Annotated in this window: 16 protein-coding genes and 1 tRNA gene; 6 read left to right on the forward strand and 11 right to left on the reverse strand. The window is 68.5% G+C overall.

Features of this window, described 5'->3' with window-relative positions:
• Positions 1–3: 3 nt before the first annotated feature.
• The 11 genes from LK539_RS16515 to LK539_RS16565 form a co-directional block, all read right to left on the reverse strand.
• Positions 4–543, reverse strand: a complete 540-nt coding sequence (locus LK539_RS16515) for a TssQ family T6SS-associated lipoprotein (protein ID WP_227802155.1) — start codon at positions 541–543, stop codon at positions 4–6.
• Entirely contained in the window at positions 540–1,664 is a 1,125-nt protein-coding gene (locus LK539_RS16520; RefSeq protein WP_227802156.1) for a hypothetical protein, read from the reverse strand. The genes LK539_RS16515 and LK539_RS16520 overlap by 4 nt, the downstream gene beginning before the upstream one ends.
• A 156-nt stretch (positions 1,665–1,820) precedes the next feature.
• On the reverse strand, positions 1,821–3,230 hold the full coding sequence (dbpA, locus tag LK539_RS16525) for an ATP-dependent RNA helicase DbpA (RefSeq protein ID WP_227802157.1): 1,410 nt from the start codon (positions 3,228–3,230) through the stop codon (positions 1,821–1,823).
• Between the two features lie 46 nt (positions 3,231–3,276).
• Positions 3,277–3,516, reverse strand: a complete 240-nt coding sequence (locus LK539_RS16530; protein WP_227802158.1) for a hypothetical protein — start codon at positions 3,514–3,516, stop codon at positions 3,277–3,279.
• Positions 3,517–3,616: 100 nt separating this feature from the next.
• Positions 3,617–3,693 (reverse strand) — tRNA-Met (locus tag LK539_RS16535).
• Positions 3,694–3,771: 78 nt separating this feature from the next.
• Positions 3,772–4,914, reverse strand: coding sequence for a class I SAM-dependent methyltransferase (locus LK539_RS16540; protein WP_227802159.1), 1,143 nt, complete (start codon positions 4,912–4,914; stop codon positions 3,772–3,774).
• 10 nt (positions 4,915–4,924) lie between these two features.
• Positions 4,925–5,134: a hypothetical protein gene (locus tag LK539_RS16545; RefSeq protein ID WP_027863734.1), complete on the reverse strand. Its 210-nt coding sequence runs from the start codon at positions 5,132–5,134 to the stop codon at positions 4,925–4,927.
• A 155-nt stretch (positions 5,135–5,289) separates the two neighbouring features.
• Positions 5,290–5,826 carry a hypothetical protein gene (locus LK539_RS16550; protein WP_227802160.1) on the reverse strand — a complete coding sequence of 179 codons (537 nt, stop codon included), beginning with the start codon at positions 5,824–5,826 and terminating at the stop codon, positions 5,290–5,292.
• 118 nt (positions 5,827–5,944) lie between these two features.
• Complete coding sequence (locus LK539_RS16555; RefSeq protein WP_227802161.1) at positions 5,945–6,565, reverse strand: DUF1287 domain-containing protein; 621 nt, start codon at positions 6,563–6,565, stop codon at positions 5,945–5,947.
• A 133-nt stretch (positions 6,566–6,698) separates the two neighbouring features.
• Positions 6,699–10,457 (reverse strand): AAA family ATPase, encoded by a 3,759-nt coding sequence (locus tag LK539_RS16560; protein ID WP_227802162.1) that lies wholly within the window; start codon positions 10,455–10,457, stop codon positions 6,699–6,701.
• Entirely contained in the window at positions 10,454–11,707 is a 1,254-nt protein-coding gene (locus LK539_RS16565; protein ID WP_227802163.1) for an exonuclease SbcCD subunit D C-terminal domain-containing protein, read from the reverse strand. Before LK539_RS16565 ends, LK539_RS16560 begins: the two co-directional genes overlap by 4 nt.
• Before the next feature lie 111 nt (positions 11,708–11,818).
• Between LK539_RS16565 and LK539_RS16570 the strand changes: the two genes are divergently transcribed.
• From LK539_RS16570 to yiaA, 6 genes are all read left to right on the forward strand, one after another.
• Positions 11,819–13,057, forward strand: a complete 1,239-nt coding sequence (locus LK539_RS16570; RefSeq protein ID WP_227802164.1) for a winged helix-turn-helix domain-containing protein — start codon at positions 11,819–11,821, stop codon at positions 13,055–13,057.
• A 219-nt stretch (positions 13,058–13,276) separates the two neighbouring features.
• Complete coding sequence (locus tag LK539_RS16575; RefSeq protein ID WP_227802165.1) at positions 13,277–13,852, forward strand: hypothetical protein; 576 nt, start codon at positions 13,277–13,279, stop codon at positions 13,850–13,852.
• Between the two features lie 92 nt (positions 13,853–13,944).
• A complete protein-coding gene (locus LK539_RS16580; protein WP_227802166.1) occupies positions 13,945–16,554 on the forward strand; it encodes a DUF349 domain-containing protein in 2,610 nt (869 codons plus the stop codon).
• Positions 16,555–16,574: 20 nt separating this feature from the next.
• The gene (gene moaE / locus LK539_RS16585; protein ID WP_227802406.1) at positions 16,575–17,033 is read left to right on the forward strand and encodes a molybdopterin synthase catalytic subunit MoaE; all 459 of its coding nucleotides are present in this window, start codon (positions 16,575–16,577) and stop codon (positions 17,031–17,033) included.
• The gene (gene crcB / locus LK539_RS16590; protein WP_227802167.1) at positions 17,030–17,404 is read left to right on the forward strand and encodes a fluoride efflux transporter CrcB; all 375 of its coding nucleotides are present in this window, start codon (positions 17,030–17,032) and stop codon (positions 17,402–17,404) included. Before moaE ends, crcB begins: the two co-directional genes overlap by 4 nt.
• A gap of 199 nt (positions 17,405–17,603) precedes the next feature.
• On the forward strand, positions 17,604–18,026 hold the full coding sequence (gene yiaA, locus LK539_RS16595; RefSeq protein ID WP_227802168.1) for an inner membrane protein YiaA: 423 nt from the start codon (positions 17,604–17,606) through the stop codon (positions 18,024–18,026).
• Positions 18,027–18,044: the final 18 nt, after the last annotated feature.

Consider the following 18,044-nt stretch of genomic DNA (forward strand, 5'->3'; position numbering starts at 1 on the left):
GCCTCAGCGCGACGCTTCGCGCGCGCCCTCGCGCCCGCCGGCGTTCTGGCGCGCCTTGGCGAAGGCCGGCCCCCACAGCGGGTGGCCTTGTTCGCCGGGCGCGAGGTCGAAGGCCCCGTCCAGTCGCAGGGCCCGCTCGAAGGCCTGGCGGCAGGGCACCGGGCGGTTCGTCACGCAATAGCTGAAGGCCGTGTACTTGAGGGCGGTGACGCGGTTGCGCACCGAGCCGCCGTTCATGTCGGCCGAGCTCAGGCGCTTGATGGCGGCATTGAATTCGCCCTCATGGTAGAGCGCGATGCCTTCGCGCAGGGCGATGTCGTCGCGGTCGGATGCCGAACGGTCGGGACGCGGCGCGGGACGTTCGTAGCGCTCGGCCCGTTCCGCGCGCGGGCGTGTGCGCTCCTCGGCGCGCGGATGAGACCGCGCCGGTTCGCGCCCGCCGAACAGCGCATCGATCTGCGGCTTGATCTGGGCGCAGCCGCCCAGCAGTACGGTTGCGGTGAGAAAGCAGGCGCGCAAGATGCGTGGGGCTGGCGGCGTCATGGCGTCTCCTCTTCGGTAAAGTCCATTTCGATCACGGCGGTGGCGCCTTTGACGGCGTTCACCGACACCGTATGCTCGGGGAAGTTCGGGTTGACGATGCGGATCGTGTGCTGGCCCGGCCCCAGCGTCAGGCGCTTCAGCGGCGGGCTGGCGCCATGGTCGACGCCATCGACCTGCACCATGGCCCAGGGCTTGATCACCAGCTTGTAGGTGGCCCCGGCAGCCGCGGCAGCAGGCTTAACTGGCACAGCCTGGACCGGGGCCTGGGCCGGCGCAGCAGGGGTGGCAATGGCCGGCGCCGGCACCATGTCGGCGGGCAGTCCGGATGGGAGCGCGGCAGCTGCGGCAGCTTCGGCCGGCGCCGGCGGCGTCGCTAGCGTCTCGGTTTCGGGCACAGCGCCAGGCGTTTCCGTGACGGCCGGTGTGTCGCCCGGCAGCGCCAGCGTCACCGTGTCGCGCGAGTCGGCCTGGTGCAGCAGGGCGAACAGGGCGCCGAGGGCGCCCAGCAGCACCGTCGCGGCGGCGATCAGGAGCAGCCAGCGCCGCAGTCCGCCGCGTTCGGCGAGGGGCGCGGGATCCTTCAGGAAGGATACGGCCGGCTCGGGCGGCACAGTAGAGGCCGGGGCCTGGGCTGGAGCCGGGATGGCCGGGCCCAGCGGCACGATGCCGAGCAGGTTGCGCAATTGTTCGATGGTATGCGGGCGCTGTTGCGGATCCGTGGCCAGGCAGCGGTCGACGGCCTGCATGAAGGAGTCGCTGTAGTCGCCAGGCAGGCCCAGGCTGCGGCCGGCGAGCGGCGCTGCCGGCGGGAATTCGCGGGTGATGGCGTAATGGACCACCGCGGCCAGGTCGTGCAGGTCGCCGGCTTCGGACCAGGCCGCGCTCACGTCCTGGGTCGGCAGCAGCATCGGGTCGCCGGAATCGAGGATCAGGATGGTGTCGGGACTGATCGGGCGATGCGGCATCTGCATCGCGTATTGCAGTTCGAGCGACTGCAGGATCTGGCGGAAGATGCGCCGGCACCAGACCTCGTTGACGAGTTCCTGGTTGAACTCGACCACCTCGCGCACGGTCCGGCCGTCGGTCTGCTGTTGCTGGGTTACGGGAGTGCTGGTCATCATGGCGTCAAGCCGCGCCCCGACCCGCAGGGTATGCCCGAAACGTGTCCCGGCGCGGTATTTGTATTTTGACAAATAATGCCAGATTTGCAGCGGCGGTGGTGCTGCTGAGCCAACCGTGCGCGGCTGTTACAACTCGGTTACAAACAGCCGTCCGGCTTAGACTTCGATGAAGCGCATCTTGAAGTAACGGCCCTTGATGGCGCCGAATTCCGGGCCGGGGGCCTGGCGGTCATTCAGCTTCGCTACCGCGGCCTGGGCCACGTGGCGATCCAGCGCCACATAGCTGGCGAACTCGCCGACGCTGATCTTGCCCACCTGTTCCTTGGACAGGCCGGCGTCGCCGGTGAGGGCGCCGAGGATGTCGCCCGGGCGCAGCTTGGCCTTCTTGCCGCCGGCGATGTGCAGGGTCAGCATCGGCGCCGGGGCGCCAGCTTCCTGGTGTTCACCCAGCTCGTCGAATCCGTGCCAGCTTGCCGGCGCGTCCTGGTATTCCTCGATCAGGCGCACCCATTTCTTTTCGTTCGGGGCGCACAGGGTCAGGGCCAGGCCTGCTTCATCGCCGCGGCCGGTGCGGCCGATGCGGTGCACGTGCACTTCCGGATCCTTCGACACATCCGCATTGATCACGGTATCGAGGTTGGCGATGTCGAGGCCGCGCGCGGCGACGTCGGTGGCCACCAGCACCGAGCAGCTGCGGTTGGCAAACAGGATCAGGATTTCGTCGCGTTCCCACTGTTCCAGCTCGCCGTACAGGGCCAGCGCCGAGAAGCCATGCTCGCGCAAGGTATCGGCCAGCTCGCGGCAATGCGCTTTGGTGTTGCAGAAAGCGAGGGTGGAGACGGGCTGGTAGTGCTTCAGCAGGCGCGCCACCGCGTCGTCACGGCCTTCGAAGCCGATCTCGTAGAAGCGCTGCTCGATCTTTTCCGCGCTGTGCTGGCTTTCGACCGCCACTTCCAGCGGTTCATGCAGAAAGCCGGCGGTGGCGAAGCGGATGTCGTCCGGATAGGTGGCCGAGAACAGCAGGGTCTGGCGGCGCTGCGGGCAGGCGCTGACGATGCCGGCGATCTCGTCGTAGAAGCCCATGTCGGTCATGCGGTCGGCTTCGTCCAGCACCAGGGTCTGGACCTTCGAGAGGTCGAGGGTGTTGCGGCCCAGGTGGTCGCGGATGCGCCCCGGGGTGCCGACCACGATGTGGGCGCCGTGCTCGAGCGAAGCGATCTGGGGACGCATGGCCACGCCGCCGGTCAGGGTCAGGATCTTGACGTTGCCCACGCCGCGCGCCAGGCGCCGCAGTTCACCTGCAACCTGGTCGGCCAGCTCGCGGGTCGGGCACAGCACCAGGCCCTGCACCGCAAACCAGGCGGGATTGAGCTTGTGCAGCACGCCGATGCCGAAGGCCGCGGTCTTGCCGCTGCCGGTCTTGGCCTGGGCGATCAGGTCGCGTCCTTCGAGCACCGCCGGCAGCGATTCGGCCTGGATCGGCGTCATCTGGTGGTACCCGAGGGTGGCCAGGTTGGCGAGGAAGCGCGGCGCGAGCGGCAGCGAGGTGAAGGGTTGCGTAGTCATGGTAGTCCGAGCCAAAGGGTGGCCACAGTGTGGCCAGATAGCCGGACTAGGTCGGGGCCGGCGCCCAGACCGGCAGGCCGGTCAGGTCAAGCGAATCGTCGCGGCGCCAGACAGGCAGGCCGCTCGTATCGGTTTCTTCCAGCAGCTGGAGCTGTTCCTGCTTCAGGGAGGCACGACGGGGACGCGGACGCGCTTGACTACGCGCCGGCTCGACAACGGAAACGGGCGGCTCGGCCGGTTCGAAACCGGGCAGATCGATCGTTGCGTTGTCTTTCTTGTCTCTCATCAGCTCACTGCGCAAAGCTCACGCTGCCTGTGCTGCCGCAGCATTTGCTGCCGCAGAAAACAAAAGCCCGGCTACGAGAGTCGGGCTTTTGTGCGGTATTTGGTTGCGGGGACAGGATTTGAACCTGTGACCTTCGGGTTATGAGCCCGACGAGCTGCCAGACTGCTCCACCCCGCGTCTGAGAAAAAGATTATAGCGCGAACCAAGCGCCGGCGCAATCGATGATTTTTCCAGACGGGCAATGCTTGAGCTAACTCAAGCCTTTGCCCGCAGGCGCCACAGCGAGGTCACCTCAAGCGAGCGCGCCGCATGCAGCGGGTCGTCCGGGTCGCTGGCCTTGCCGTGCGTGGGGCGCACATCGTGCCGCGCGACGACCTCCAGCCCGGCGGCGGCAATCCAGCCCAGCAGTTGCGCGCGCGGGCGCAGGCCGAGGTGCTCGGCCAGGTCGGACAGCACCAGCCAGCCTTCGCCGCCCGGCTCCAGATGGGCCACAAGGCCGTTCAGGAAACCCTTGAGCATGCGGCTGTCCGGATCGTAGATCGCGTATTCGATGGCCGAGCTGGGCTTGCCCGGCAGCCAGGGCGGATTGCAGACCACCAGCGGCGCGCGGCCGTCCGGGAACAGGTCGGCCTGGATCACCTCGACCTGGCCTGCTAAGCCGAGGCGGGCGATGTTCTCGCGCGCACAGCCGAGCGCACGGGCATCCATGTCGGTCGCCAGCACCCGTTCGATGCCGCGCCGGGCCAGCACCGCCGACAGCACGCCGGTGCCGGCGCCGATGTCGAAGGCCAGCTTCGCCCCTGGCGGCAGCGGCGCCTGCGCCACCAGCTCGACGTACTCGCCGCGCACCGGCGAGAACACGCCGTACCAGGGATGGATGTGGGCGTCGAGCGCGGGAATGCGCACGCCCTTGCGGCGCCACTCGTGGGCGCCGATCACGCCCAACAGCTCGCGTAGGGAAGCGACGTAAGGGCTGTCCGCCGGGCCGTAGGCCTCGAGGCAGGCTTCCGCTACGTCAGGGGCGCGGCGCAGCGGGATCACGTGGCCGGCCTCGAAAGGAATCAGGAGCATGGCGAGCGTGCGTGCGCGCTGCAGCTGCTGCAGGCGGTGGCGGTGGAACAGCTCGGTCGGCGTGACTTGCTGCTTGCCGGCCTTGGCGCGGCGCGTCCGGTCGCTCTTGTGGTCGACCCGTCGCACCAGGGCGTTCAGCAGCTGGCGCGCGTTCTGGAAGTCGCCGCGCCACAGCAGGGCGGTGCCGTCCAGCGCCAGGCGATAGGCGGCGTCGGCCGTCATGGTGTCGTCGGCGAGCACCACCTTCTTCGGCGCCGGCCAGCCGCTCTCCGAACGCCACTGCGCGCTGCGCTCGGCGCCACCCTCGAGCCAGGTGATCTCGCTCATCAAGGGCCGATCAGTGATGGTGATGCCAGTTGCCGTCGGCCGATTCGAGATAGGACTTGACCGCGTCCGGGCTGCCGGTCGCGTGGCGCTTGGGCTCGCCGCACTCGCAAACGCCCAGGTAGGGCTGGATGTGCGAGCAGGCCGAGACCTTCTGCAGGGTGACCTTGACCGGTTTGGCGCATTTGGCGCATTTGAAGGTGAGGAAGCGGGCTGGTTTCATGGTGGTTGAGCGAATGCGTGCAAAGGGCGCATTGTACAAGGGAGATCGATGCCTGTCGAAAGGGCGAGACCAAGCGATCTGTCGAGCTTGTGACCGTCTACTTCTGGTTGGTTGAAGATCTATTGTCGCGTCCGCTATCGAGCCATTGCGGACCTTTATGCAGAAGGCGTCGACCGGTTGAGATGCCATATCCGCCCTGTCAACACGGAAAAGTAGATGCCCGACAATAGAAAGCAAACAAGCAACCAAGAGGCGACCGCGTTATCAGAGCGGTACCCTTCCTTCGAATCTGCGACTGTTCGTACCGGTCTGTCATCGACGGATAGTTGCCACACATCGTAGTACGCCTCAGAGCGGAACCTCGACATGCGTGGCTCCGGATTGAACAACAGAGCAATTTCTTTGTTTTCGGCTGTCGTGAGAGCCGATTTCACAAGGTCGTACCCTTTGGCCTTCGTCGGATAATCGAAGATTTCTGCTCGACCATAAAGCCGAAACTTTATCCCATATCTATGCGGTGTGATGCTTGCTAGAGGTCCACGCGCCTCGCGCAGTTCCGACACAAGCGGGATGCCGGCACTGTGATCCAGCGCGGGCGCCCATGTTCCCGCAGCCAGCGCGAAGCTGAGCGCGGCGAAAGCTGCAAGCTTGGCAGGGCTGTAGCCGCGAGGGACCACGAAGAATCGACTCATGAGGGGCAACTAAGTAAAGTGGAAACGATAGTCCGCTCCTGGCCGAACCCGGCCGTTCGCAGGTCTCAGTGTACGGCCGGTTTTGCTCTACTGACAAGTAAGGTCTTGAGAGACGTACTTAGCGGCTTGGCACCACGTGGTTTGCCGGGAAGCGGTAATGCCCGGTGATCGGATAGGCGAACAGGCGGTCTTCCAAACGTGTACCGGCACCGATATTGTGAATGACGAGCGGCACCCCGGCCGGTGTGCGGATGTCGGCCACCAGACCGATGTGCGGCAAGCCCGGCGGCAGCATCCAGGTCACGATGTCGCCGGGCCTGTAATCCGTTGCCAGCCTGCTGACCGGCAGCGACTGGCCATGGCGGGTGAAAAACGTGGCCAGGTTCGGCACCCTGCGGTGGTCGATGTTCGGGTCGGGGCGCTTGAGTCCCCAATGGGCAGGATAAGCCTTCCAGGCGGCTTTGATGTCGCGATGGACGAGTTCCTGCAAGTCGATCCCGACGCGCCGGTAGGCGCGCACGATGACATCGGTGCACACGCCACGGTCTGCCGGGACGTCGCCGTTCGGATAAGCCAGCTGCTGGTAGGTGGCGTCGTACAGGAGGGTGACGCCGATCTGTTCTTTCGCTGCAGCGACCAAGTCCGGTGCAGGACCGGCGAACGCAGGCAAGGCCGGGATGAAGCACAGCGTTGCGAGAACGAACTGAATTGATTGAAGGAGGGCGGGGCTTGGACGCATGGCAGTCTCCAACGACGCTAGGACGCCAGCATGCACGGTCACGTTCGCTGAATGTTGACCATACTCACGTGCGACCCAGCTTCGCATCGCATGGTACGGCCGGCCGGGCTCGGCGCCGGCACCCCAGTCTCGATTACTCGACCACGACCGCGCTGCTGCCGCCTCCGCCCGGACGCACCAGCACCTTGGTGGCGATGCGCTCCGTCATTTCCTGCACGTGCGAGATGACGCCCACCTTGCGGCCGAGCGATTGCAGGGCGTCCAGCGCGTCCATTGCCACGCCCAGGGTGTCGGTGTCGAGGCTGCCGAAGCCTTCGTCGATGAAGAGCGATTCGACCCGCACCCGGTTCGAGGACAGCGAGGCCAGGCCCAGCGCCAGCGCCAGCGAGACCAGGAAGGATTCGCCGCCGGACAGGGAATTCACGGAGCGCACTTCGCCGCCCATGTCCTGATCGCGCACCATCAGCGCCAGCGAAGGTGCGTTCGCATAGCTCACGCGCTCGAGGCGGTAGCGGCGCGCCAGCTGGCCGAGGTGGGCGTTGGCGTAGCCGAGCAGGACGTCGAGCGTGAATTGCTGGGCGTAGTTGCGGAACTTCTTGCCATCGGCGGAGCCGATGAGTTCGGACAGCTTGCCCCAGCGCTGCTCTTCAAGCTGCTGGCGCTCGATCTCGGCCAGCCGCGCCTGGGATTGCACCCGGCGGGTGTCGTCCTGGGCCGCGCGCATGCGCAGTTCGGTGGCGAGGTCGTGGGCGGCGCGGCGCTCGGCCGTGAGGGCCTCGACGGCGGCGGCCACCGTCTCCGCGCTCAGGCCGCTCTCGGGCCGGCCCTCGGCGTGCACGGCGCGCTGGGCGCGGCGTTCGGCCAGCACGGCGCCCAGACTGGCGACCTGGGCGTCGATTGCGCCCAGGGCCGTGCGCTCCTGGGCCAGCCAGGTGCCGCCGACCGCCAGCAGGCGGCCGAGTTCGTTGCTGTCGTCGATCGGATCGAGCCCGTTGAGGAAGGCCGACTTGCCGTACTCGTCGAGCCAGTCGGCAAGGCTTGATGCGGCTTTCACGCCCGCGTCGTCGAGTTTGGCGATGTGTTCGGTGAGCTGGGCCAGCGCGCTGCGGGCGCTGGCTTCGCGCTGGACGGTCTCGAGGGCGACGGCCTGGCGCGCCGCCAGGTGGTTGCGGGCGGCGCCCACGCCGGCCTGGAGTTCCTGCTCGACCTCGGCCACGGCGCGGCCGTTCCACAGGGCCTGGCGCTGGCCGCGCTTCTCCTTGAGTTCGGCATCGATACGATTGAACTCGGCAGCTACCCCGGCGCCGTGGCGGTCGGCCTGGGCGATGCGTTCGGCCGCGCCCGCTACTTCGGCTTCGAGCGTGGCGACGGCGGCGCTGCTGCGCGTCTGCAGCAGCGTCTGTTCCTGCCACTGCGCGGCCTCCCGGGCGCGCGCCTCGCGCCAGCCGGCCGGCTGGGGCCGCCAGGCGTCCTGCCAGCTATCGCCACAGGCGTCGGCAAGGACGGGGTCGAGTTCGGCCAGCAGAGCAGCCAGCTGGGCCGCCGCGGCCTGGTGCTGGACCGTCATGGCGCGCAGCTCGGCCTGCAGGCGGGCGCCGCTGTCGCGGGCCTCGTCGGCGCTCTGGCGCAGCCGCGCCTGTTCCTGCTGCGCCTTGTCGTAGGCGGCTTGGGCGGCGTCGCGCGCCTGGGCTGCGCGGCGCAATGCGGCGGCGCGGCCGTCCAGCGCCGCCAAGGCGCCCCGCAGGGCGTCGCGCGACTCGGCAAACCAGGCCATGCGCGCTTCCTCGGCCGGCGGCTCGAGGACCAGGTGCTCAGTCCATTCGGCTTCGAGCTCGTCCAGCACCTTGCGCAGGGTCGTGCGTTCGCGTTCCAGGCCGGCCACGCGTTCGCCAGCGGCGGCCAGGGTGGCGGCCTGGCTTGCCTGCACCCCTTCGTTGTCGCGCACGCGGGCGCGGCAGTCAGCGACTTCGCCGCGCAGGTCGGACAGCATGCTGCGCAGCATGTCCTCGCGGCCATCGTCGCGGTAGGGATGGGCGTGCGAACCGCAGACCGGGCAGGGCGTATCGTCGTGCAGGGTGGAGCGCAATTCTTCCACACTGGCGGCGCAGGCGAGTTCAGCCACGCCCAGCGATTTCTCGGCCTGCTGCATGGCCGAGAATAGGGCCGGCGCCGCGGCGCGCGCTTCCTCGAGCAGGCGGCCGGCGCCGGCGCGTGCAGTGTCCGCGCGGTCGAGTTCGGCCGCGGTGTCGGCGAATTCCTGGCGTGTGCTGACCAGCGCCATCCACGCTTTTTCAGCGGCGGCGAGGCGCTCGCGGCGCGCGTCCAGCCCCTGGCGTTCGTTGTCCAGCGCCTGTGGATCGCTCGCCTCCAGGACGGCCATTGCTTCGCGCCGCGTGGCGTCGAGCGCGTCGAGGCGGCTAGTTGCCTCGGCCAGGGCCTGCACGGCGGCCTGTTCGCGCGTGGCGGCCTGCTGGGCCTGGCTGCCGGCGGTGCTGAGCGCGGCATCGGCGGCAGCATCGGCGCTGACCGCCTGCGCGGCCTGGGCCAGCAGCTTGTCCCAACGCGGCCATTGCGCGGCCATTGGCTCCAGCCGCGCATGCGCGGCCAGCCAGCCGGCGGCGTGTTCGCGCTGGGTTTTGGCGGTGTCGAGTTCGGCCGCCTTGGCGCCGTGGACGGTGCGCGCCTGGCGCGCTTCCTGGCGCGCGGCTTCCAGGGCGGCGGCTGCCTGGCCATGCGAGGGGGCAAGAGCGGCAATCGCCGCCTCCAGTGCCTTGGCGCCGTCGAGCTGCGGGCCAGCGGCGCGCAGTGCGGTTTCGGCTGTCTCGAGGGCGGACTGGGCGGCATCGACGTCGAGCGCCGCCTGGCGGCGTGCGTCCAGGGCAGCGGTGAGCGCGCTTTCCAGCTTGCCGGTCGACTCGACCGCGGCCTTGCGTTCTTCCTGCAGGCGCAGCACTTCCGCTGCCAGCGGCCGCGCCGGCTGCACGGCGTCCAGCGTGGCCAGGCGCTGGCGCCGTCCGGCCGCCTCCTGCTGGGCGGCCTGGGCCGCGGTGAGCGCATCGGCGGCCTGGGCTTCGCTGCGATCGAGCTTGATGGCCTCTTCGTGCCAGCGCAGTTCGCCCTCGAGGGCGGCGCGGCGCGCATCCACCGCTTCCAGCGCCAGCTCGGCATTCACGCGTTCGGCGTCGAGCTTCTCGCGTTCTTCCGCCGGCATCGGGGCCTGGTTGGCCAACTGGGCAGTGAGGGCGCGCGTGCGTTCCTGTTCAAGGCGGTAGCGCTCGAAGGCGCGGCGCGAGATGTCGCTGTAGATCGTGGTGCCGGTCAGGGTTTCGAGCAGCTCGCCGCGTTCGTTCTCGTCGGTCTTGAGGAAGGCCGAGAACTCGTTCTGGGCCAGCAGCACGGCGCGCGTGAACTGTTCGAACGACAGGCCGATGCGCTGCACGATTTCCTGTGCGACTTCGGTCTTGGTGCCGCCCAGCGGGTCGAGCTCGGGCAGGCGGTGCAGCGTCATCTTGGAGGGCTGCAGGGCGCCACCTGGTTTGCCGTAGGCGCGGCGCACGCTCCAGCGCGCGCGGTAGCGGATGTCGTCGTTGCCGGCGAAGTCGACTTCGGCCCAGGCTTCGGCGGCGCCGCGGCGCAGCAGGGTGCGCGGGTCGAGCGCGGAGATGGTGTCGCCGCCGACGTCGGGCAATTGGCTGCCGGCGCGCTTGAGCAGGCGCGGGGTGGCGTCGTACAAGGCCAGGCACAGGGCATCCAGCAGGGTGCTTTTTCCCGCGCCGGTGGGGCCGCTGATGGCGAACAGGCCGCTGGAGGCGAGCGGTTCGGATTCGAAGTCGACCAGGAATTCGCCGGCCAGCGAGGCCAGGTTCTTGCCGCTGATGCGCAGGATCTTCATGCCGCGTCTCCGCCCAGGGCTGTGCTCAGCTCGGCAAAAGCGGCCAGCTGCTCGGGTGGGGCGTCGTCGCCGAAGCGCTGGGTCCAGAGGCGGCGGAAGATGTCGTCCGGCTGCAGCTGGGCCAGCTGGTCCAGGCTCAGGGCTTCGCTGGCGTTCTCGGGTGTGGCATGGCGGCGGGTCGGTTCGATCTTGGCCAGGCGAACCGCCTTACCGTTCAGCGCCGCTTCGATGCGGGCGCGCAGGCCGGGTTCGGGCCCTTCGAGCAGCACGCGCACCTCGAGGAAGGGCTGCTGGTGCTGGGGCGCGTCCGGCAGTTCTAGCGCTTCCAGCGCCGCAATGACTTCTTCCAGCGGCGCCGGCTGGGCCGGCACGCGCAGCAGCTGGACCGCGCGCGGCACCTGCAGGGGCGTGACCGACTTCGTGACCGGGCCGTCGAGCTCGATGCGCAACACCTGGTGCTGGTAGCCGACCTCGGAAAACGACAGCGGCAGCGGGCTGCCGCAATAGCGCCGATGCTCGTGGCCGCCGACGCGCTGGGCCAGGTGCAGGTGGCCCAGCGCCACGTAGGCGACGGCCGGGTCGAACATGGTGGCCGGCAGCGCCTCTGTACCGCCGATCACGATGCGGCGCTCGGAATCCTGGGATGACTGGCCGTCGACCATGTGGCAGTGGCCCATGGCGATGATCGCCTCACCGGCCGTGGCGCGTGACTGCGCCAGCGCGAAGGCTTGGCGGTAGAGCAGGGTGGTGCCGTGCAGATACGGGTCCAGGCCCAGCTCCGCATCTTCGGCCACTGCGCGCGGCACGTCGCCCGGACGCAGGAAGGGGATGGCCAGGCACCATGCGGCCACCGTGCCGTCGCGGCGGCGCAAGGGCACCAGCAGGCGCTCGACGTCGATGGCGCCGCCCGCCGTGCGCGCGACGTTGCCGACCACGATGGTGCCGTGCGCCTCCAGCAGCGGGGTGGGCGCTTCGAGCCGGCCGGGCGAATCGTGGTTGCCGGCAATGACCACCACCTGCAGGTGCGGCACCCGGGCGCGCGCCTGCTGCAGGAAGCGGTACAGCTGGCGGTGGGCCGCGGCCGACGGGTTGGCGTTATCAAAAATGTCGCCGGCGACCAGCAGCACGTCGATGTCCTCCGCCACGAGCGTATCCACGAGCCAGTCGAGGAAGCACGCGTGTTCGTAGGCACGGTCGAAATTGTGCAGGGTCTGGCCCAGGTGCCAGTCGGAGGTATGAAGCAGCCGCATGGTTATATTGGAAAGTCCGGTCGGCGCCCACTATAGCGCAGACTAGCCGTGTCGCCCAGAAAAAGACTGTGTTTTTTTACAGTAGTATTGGTTTGCTATTAGAATAATGTCATGAGCGAGATCAATCTCACCGTAGCCGCCGCCCGCGCCCTGCACCTGGCCGCCCAGGACATGCTGGCGCCGCGTCGCCACCGCGCCAGCAAGGCCGATGTGCTGGCCGCGATCCGGCACATGGGCATGCTGCAGATCGACACCATCAGCGTGGTCGCGCGCAGTCCCTATCTGGTGCTGTGGAGCCGGCTGGGCGACTACGAGCCGGGCTGGCTCGACGAACTGCTGGCCGAGGGGAAGCTGTTCGAATACTGGGCCCACGAGGCCTGCTTCCTGCCGATCGAGGACTACGCTTTGTACCGCCACCGCATGCTCGATCCGGAAGCCATGGGCTGGAAGTATTCGGCCAAGTGGATGCGCGAGCGCGCCGACGAGGTAGCAAAGCTGCTGGCCCACGTGCGCACGCACGGCCCGGTGCGTTCATCGGACTTCGAGCGCAGCGACGGCAAGGGCGGCGGCTGGTGGGAGTGGAAACCCGAGAAGCGCACGCTCGAGGTGTTGTTCACGGCGGGCGAACTGATGATCGCGCGGCGCCACAACTTCCAGCGCATCTACGATTTGGCCGAGCGCGTGCATCCGGAATGGCACGACAGCCGCATGCCGCCGCTGGATGAGGTGCGGCGCAGCTTCGTGCTGCACACGGTGCGCGCGCTGGGGCTAGCGAAGGCGGCCTGGATTCCCGACTACCACCGCACCCGGCGCCCGCACCCGGACCCGGCGCGCATGGCCGACGAAGGCCTGCTGCTGCGCGCCCGGGTCGAAGGCTGGGACGACCCTGTTTACATCCACCCTGACCACGCGCAGCTGGCGCTCGACGCGATGGCGGGCCGGCTGGCGCCGCGCCTGACGACCCTGCTGTCGCCATTCGACCCGATCGTCTGGGACCGGCGGCGTGCGCTCGAGCTGTTCGGCTTCGACTACCGGCTCGAATGCTATACCCCGGCCGAGAAACGGCGTTACGGCTACTTCACCTTGCCGATCCTGCGCCGCGGCGCGCTGGTCGGGCGGATCGACGCCAAGGCGCACCGCAAGGCCGGCGAGTTCGAGTTACGCGGCATCCACCTGGAACCCGGCGTGCGCATCAGCGCGCGCCTGGTCAAAGACGTGGCGGACGCCGTGCAGCGCTGCGCGCGCTGGCATGACTGTCCGCAAGTGCGCGTAAACCATGGCGCCGTGGGCAGTTTTAGCGGGCGGCTGGGCGCCGCATTTGATGCCGCCGGGACAATCTCAACGGCTTAAGATTACTTGGACATTTGAACAACTAAAAAGTCTCCAAAGTCTACGGGTCCGGGTTTGCGCCAGCTCAAACCCGAGTGAGGGCATGTCTCTACACTACGAGTTCCCAGAGGCTGGCTACAACAACAACAGCTGCCGCCCACCCCGACAAAAACAGCTTCCCCAGCCAACGCATCGCGGCCCGCCAAGGTCACGCGCTGGCGAAGCCATCTGAGAGGAGACATGATGCTGACATCTACCTTTACGCTGGTTGCATTGTCCATCGAACAAGCCAGCGCCCGCATCGGTTTGCAATCCCTGCTCGAGCGTTGGCAGCCAGATGCGTGGAGCCACAAGGCGCCGACAGCGCGCGAATTCGAACTGGCCTGCGACGCCTTGCGGGTGGCTTTCGACAACTGCTACTGGCGCAAGCTCGACAAGTTCGTGCTGCCGGCCCTGCACCGTGCCGGCGCGGCCGAGGCGCTGCTGGCCGAGCTCGACGCGTTGACCCTGGCCGCGATCGAGGCGCGTGCCGATGCCCATGCGGCCGCGGCCGTGCACGATTCCGTCGCATTCGGCGTCGCACTGGAGCGCTGCTGCCATCTGCTGCTCGAGCGCCTGGAGCGCGAGGAGCGCGAGCTGTTCCCGCTGGCGCGCGTTCACGTGCCGAGCGAAGCCTGGTTTGCGATCGCCAACCAGATGCTGGCCCACGACGCCTGGCAGAACGAGAACCGCGGCTACCCCTCCGGCAAGGCCATGGCTGGCAGCACCCGCAGGCAGAGCGCGGCCGTCGGCAGGCCGCATTTCGCCACGCACTGAGCCCGCCAGCCCGGGCTGCGCAACCCGGGCTGCGCGGCGAGCCCCAGCTTGGTTCTTTGCTATGATGGGGCTTTTGGAAGTGCGATTTCATCATGTTCGAATTCCTATTCAAGCGGCAGGGTGGCGACAAGCCGGCCGGCACCGGCGGCGAACAGCCTGAGGGCAGCGCTGCACCGGCCCAGTCCGTGCCGGCGGCGTCCGGCGCGCCGACGCCGCGCGAGCAGCAGGCCGAACAGCTCAAGCACTTGAACGGCGACGAAGAGACTGCCGTCGCCTTCATCCTTTCCTCCGATTTCTCCGAATTGCGCCTGGCCGCGGCCGAGCTGGTCCACAGCCGCGCACAGCTCGAGCGCGTGCACACGGCGATGCGCAATACCGACCGTCGCGTCGCCAAGCTGATGCAGTCGCGCCTGGACGCCATCCGCCACCATGAAGCCGAGCTGCGCCGCGGGCAGGAAGCGCTGGCGCACGCCAGGGCGCTGCTCGACGACCAGCTGCTCACGCCCAACCATGTCGCCGAGCTCGACCGTCAGTGGGCGGTCGTCACCGCGCCCGAGCTGGCGCCCGAGTTCGATGGCATCCGCGCCGAATTGGGCAAGCGCCTGGAAGCCCAGGTGCAGCTGCAGCGCGCCATGATCGACCGCCTCGCCGCCCTGCGCCAGCTCGAAGCGGCCGGCCTGGATGCCGCCGCCTTCGGCGAACGTTTGGAAAGCCTGTCGCGCGAGCAGGCCGCCGCCCTGGTGGCGCCCGGCCACGCCTCGCTGCCGCGCGCCCTGGTCGCCGAGTTCGCCACCGAGCAGGCGCGCCTGCAGGCCAGCCTGGCCACCATCGAGCAGGACCGGGCGGCGCTGGCCGCACGCGAAGCCGCGCTCGCGGGTTGGCAGGCCCAGCCGGTTACGGAGCTGAAGGCCGAGCTGCTGCGCAAGGAATGGCAGCGCCTGCCGGCCTTGCCGTCCAATGGTCCCGGCGCCCAGCTGCAGCGCCGCTTCGACGAGCTGCTGGCCAGCCTGCCGCAGGAAGTGCGCAAACCGAAAGAGCCGCGTCGGCCTGAAGCCGGTGCAGCAAAGCCGCCCAAGCCCCAGAACAAGGGCGCCGACCAGCACTTCCTCGACCGCCTGGATGCGATGGAGGCCGCCCTGCAGCAGGGTTCGCTCGGCACTGCTGCCGAACTCGACAAATCGCTGAAGGAAAGCAAGGACAAGGGCATGCGCCTGACGCCCGCCCAGCTCGACCGCCTGAACCACGTGCGCGCCGAACTGAAGCGCCTGTCGGACTGGGCGCGCTGGGGCGGCAACGTCTCGCGCGAAGAACTGATCAAGTCGGTCGAGGCCCTGCCGACCCAGAACCTGGCGATGGGCGAGCTGGCCAAGAAGGTGGGCAGCATGCGCGAGCGCTGGAAGGCGCTCGACAGCCTGTCCGGCGCCGCGCCGCGCTCGCTGTGGGAGCGCTTCGACGCCGCCTGTACCGCCGCCTATGCGCCGGCCGCCGCCCACTTCCGCCACCTGGCCGACGAGCGCCACGCGAACGCCGCGCGCGGCCAGGCCCTCGTTGAAGAAGCGCAGGCCGAGATCGCACGCCTCGAATCGGGCGAAGCCGACTGGAAGCACGTGTCGGGCACCGTGCAGCGCCTGCGCACCGCCTGGAGCCACCTGGGCGCGATCGACCGCAAGGACAGGAAGCGCCTCGACCAGCTGTTCGGCGACGCGCTGAACACGCTCCAGCGTCCGCTGGAGCAGCAGCGCAAGGGCGAGATGGCGGTGCGCGAGGCCCTGATCGAGGAAGCGCTGGCGCTCGACCCGCATGACCGCCACGCGGTCGACGCGCTGCGCCACCTGCAGGCGCGCTGGCAGGAGCATGCGCGCGCGCTGCCGCTGGAACGCAAGGCCGAGCAGGCCCTGTGGCAGCGCTTCCGCGCCGCCTGCGACGCCCTGTTCGCCCAGCGCAAGGAACAGGCCCACGTCGCCGACTCCGAGCGCCGCGCCCACGAAGCGGCCAAGGAAGCGCTCAGCGCACGCCTGGAAGCAGCCGCACTAGAGACGACGCCCGCCACCGCCGGCAAGCTGCTGCGCGAAGCAGCGGCCGAATGGGCGGCGATCGGCCCGGTGCCGCGCGCCCACGAAGCGCGGGTCGAGAAGCGCTACCACGCCGCGGTGGCTGCCGTGCAGCACCATGCCGACGTGGCGCGCCGCGCCGCCGGGCTGGCGCTGGCCGGCGCCGTGCGCGACAAGCTGCGCCTGATCCAGGCGCTGGAAAATGCCCTCGTCAACCCGGACGCCCACACCAATCCATCCGACTGGCGCGGACGCTGGGATGCGCTCCTGCCGCTCGAGGGCGGCTACGAGCCGGTACTGCGCCAGCGTTTCGACGCGGCCCTGGCTGCGCTCGAAGGCGACCGCAGCGCCTACACGCGTCAACTGGAAGCAAACCGCGAGCACCTGATGCACGAACTGCTGCGCCTCGAAATCGCGGCCGGCATCGACAGCGGCGCCGAGTTCGCGCGCGAACGCCTCAAGCTGCAGGTCGAGGTGCTGCAGAGCTCGCTCAAGTCTGGCCACAAGACGGGGCAAAAGCCGGGGCAGGGCACGGGTCACGACTTGGGTAGCGGCCTGCGCGCGCTCCTGAGCCTGCCAGCGCTGCTGGACGCCCGCACCGAAACGCGCGTCGAGCACCTGCTGACGCGTGTCGCGAAGGACGGCCGGTGAACGCGCCCCTTGCTACCGGGGTGACCGACGTCCGTGTCCAGCAGGATGACTTCGACCTGTCGCGGGAGCTGGCAGCCCTGCGCGCCGGCGACGGCCGGGTCGGCGCCGTGGTTTCATTCGTGGGCACGGTGCGTGACCTGAACGAGGGGGCCCAGGTCTCGGAGATGGAGCTGGAACACTATCCGGGCATGACGGAAAAGGCGCTGGCGGACATCGTGGCGCAGGCGCGCGAGCGCTGGCCCTTGTACGGCGTGCTGGTGATCCACCGCGTCGGTCCCCTGAAGCCGCTCGACCAGATCGTGCTGGTGGCCTGCAGCTCAGCCCATCGGGGCGAAGCCTTTGCCGCCTGCGAGTTCATCATGGATTACCTCAAGACCGACGCGCCGTTCTGGAAGAAGGAACAGACGCCGGATGGCGCACGCTGGGTCGACGCCCGGGCGAGCGACGATTCCGCCAAGCAGAAGTGGAATAAGAATTGAGCTGGCTGGCGGTCGGTACCGGAGCGGCAATCGGCGCCTGGCTGCGCTGGGGCCTGGGCCTGTGGCTGGGCAGCCTGCATGCCTACGTGCAGCTCGGCACGCTCGCGGCGAACCTGGTCGGCGGCTATCTCGTCGGGCTGGCGCTCGGCTTTTTTACCGCCAACCCGCACGTCGCACCGGAATGGCGCCTGTTCGCCATCACCGGCTTCCTCGGCGGGCTGACCACCTTTTCCAGCTTTTCCGGAGAGTCGGTGGTGCTGCTCCAGCGCGGGGAATATGGCTGGGCGCTGGCGCACACGCTGCTGCACTTGCTGGGCTCGATCCTGTTTTGCGTGGCTGGTTTCGCGACATGGCGCGCCCTGCGCGGCTAGGAGCGCCCGGCAAAACCCGCATGGCTGCGTTGCAGCGTCTCGCCGTACCTGCGTACTGTCTTCGACGCTGCGCCTTGCCCTGCGAGTTTTGTCGGGCGCTCCAGGCGGTATCGCCTGCCGATACCAAGGCATAGCGCAATGGCGCGCAGTTCCTGGCGTGATAATTTTGCGGCTGGTCTATTTATTTAAGGAACCAGCCATGCAAACCGTTCAACGTCCCACTTCCGCCTTCGTCGGTGCTTCCTGGGCCGCGCTGGCGATCGGCGCCATCGCTTTCCTGATCGGCCTGTGGAACGCCCAGATGCAGCTGAACGAGAAGGGCTATTACCTGACCCTGCTGCTGTTCGGCCTGTTTGCGGCGGTGTCGCTGCAAAAGACCGTGCGCGACCGCTCGGAAGGTCTGCCGGTCACCGGCATTTATGCCGGCCTGTGCTGGGTCTCGCTCATCGCTGCCATCCTGCTGCTTACCGTCGGCCTGTGGAACGCCACCCTGGCGCCGAGCGAAAAAGGTTTCTATGCCATGTCATTCAGCTTCAGCCTGTTCGCCGTGGTAGCGGTACAGAAGAACGTGCGCGACCTGGGCAGCCTGCGCGAACCAGGGCTGAAACCCGAGCTGGAGTGATTCTTGCATGGGGTCGCC

Origin of the sequence: Massilia sp. IC2-476 (genome assembly GCF_020707295.1) — a bacterium.
Classification (GTDB): Bacteria; Pseudomonadota; Gammaproteobacteria; order Burkholderiales; family Burkholderiaceae_D; genus Telluria.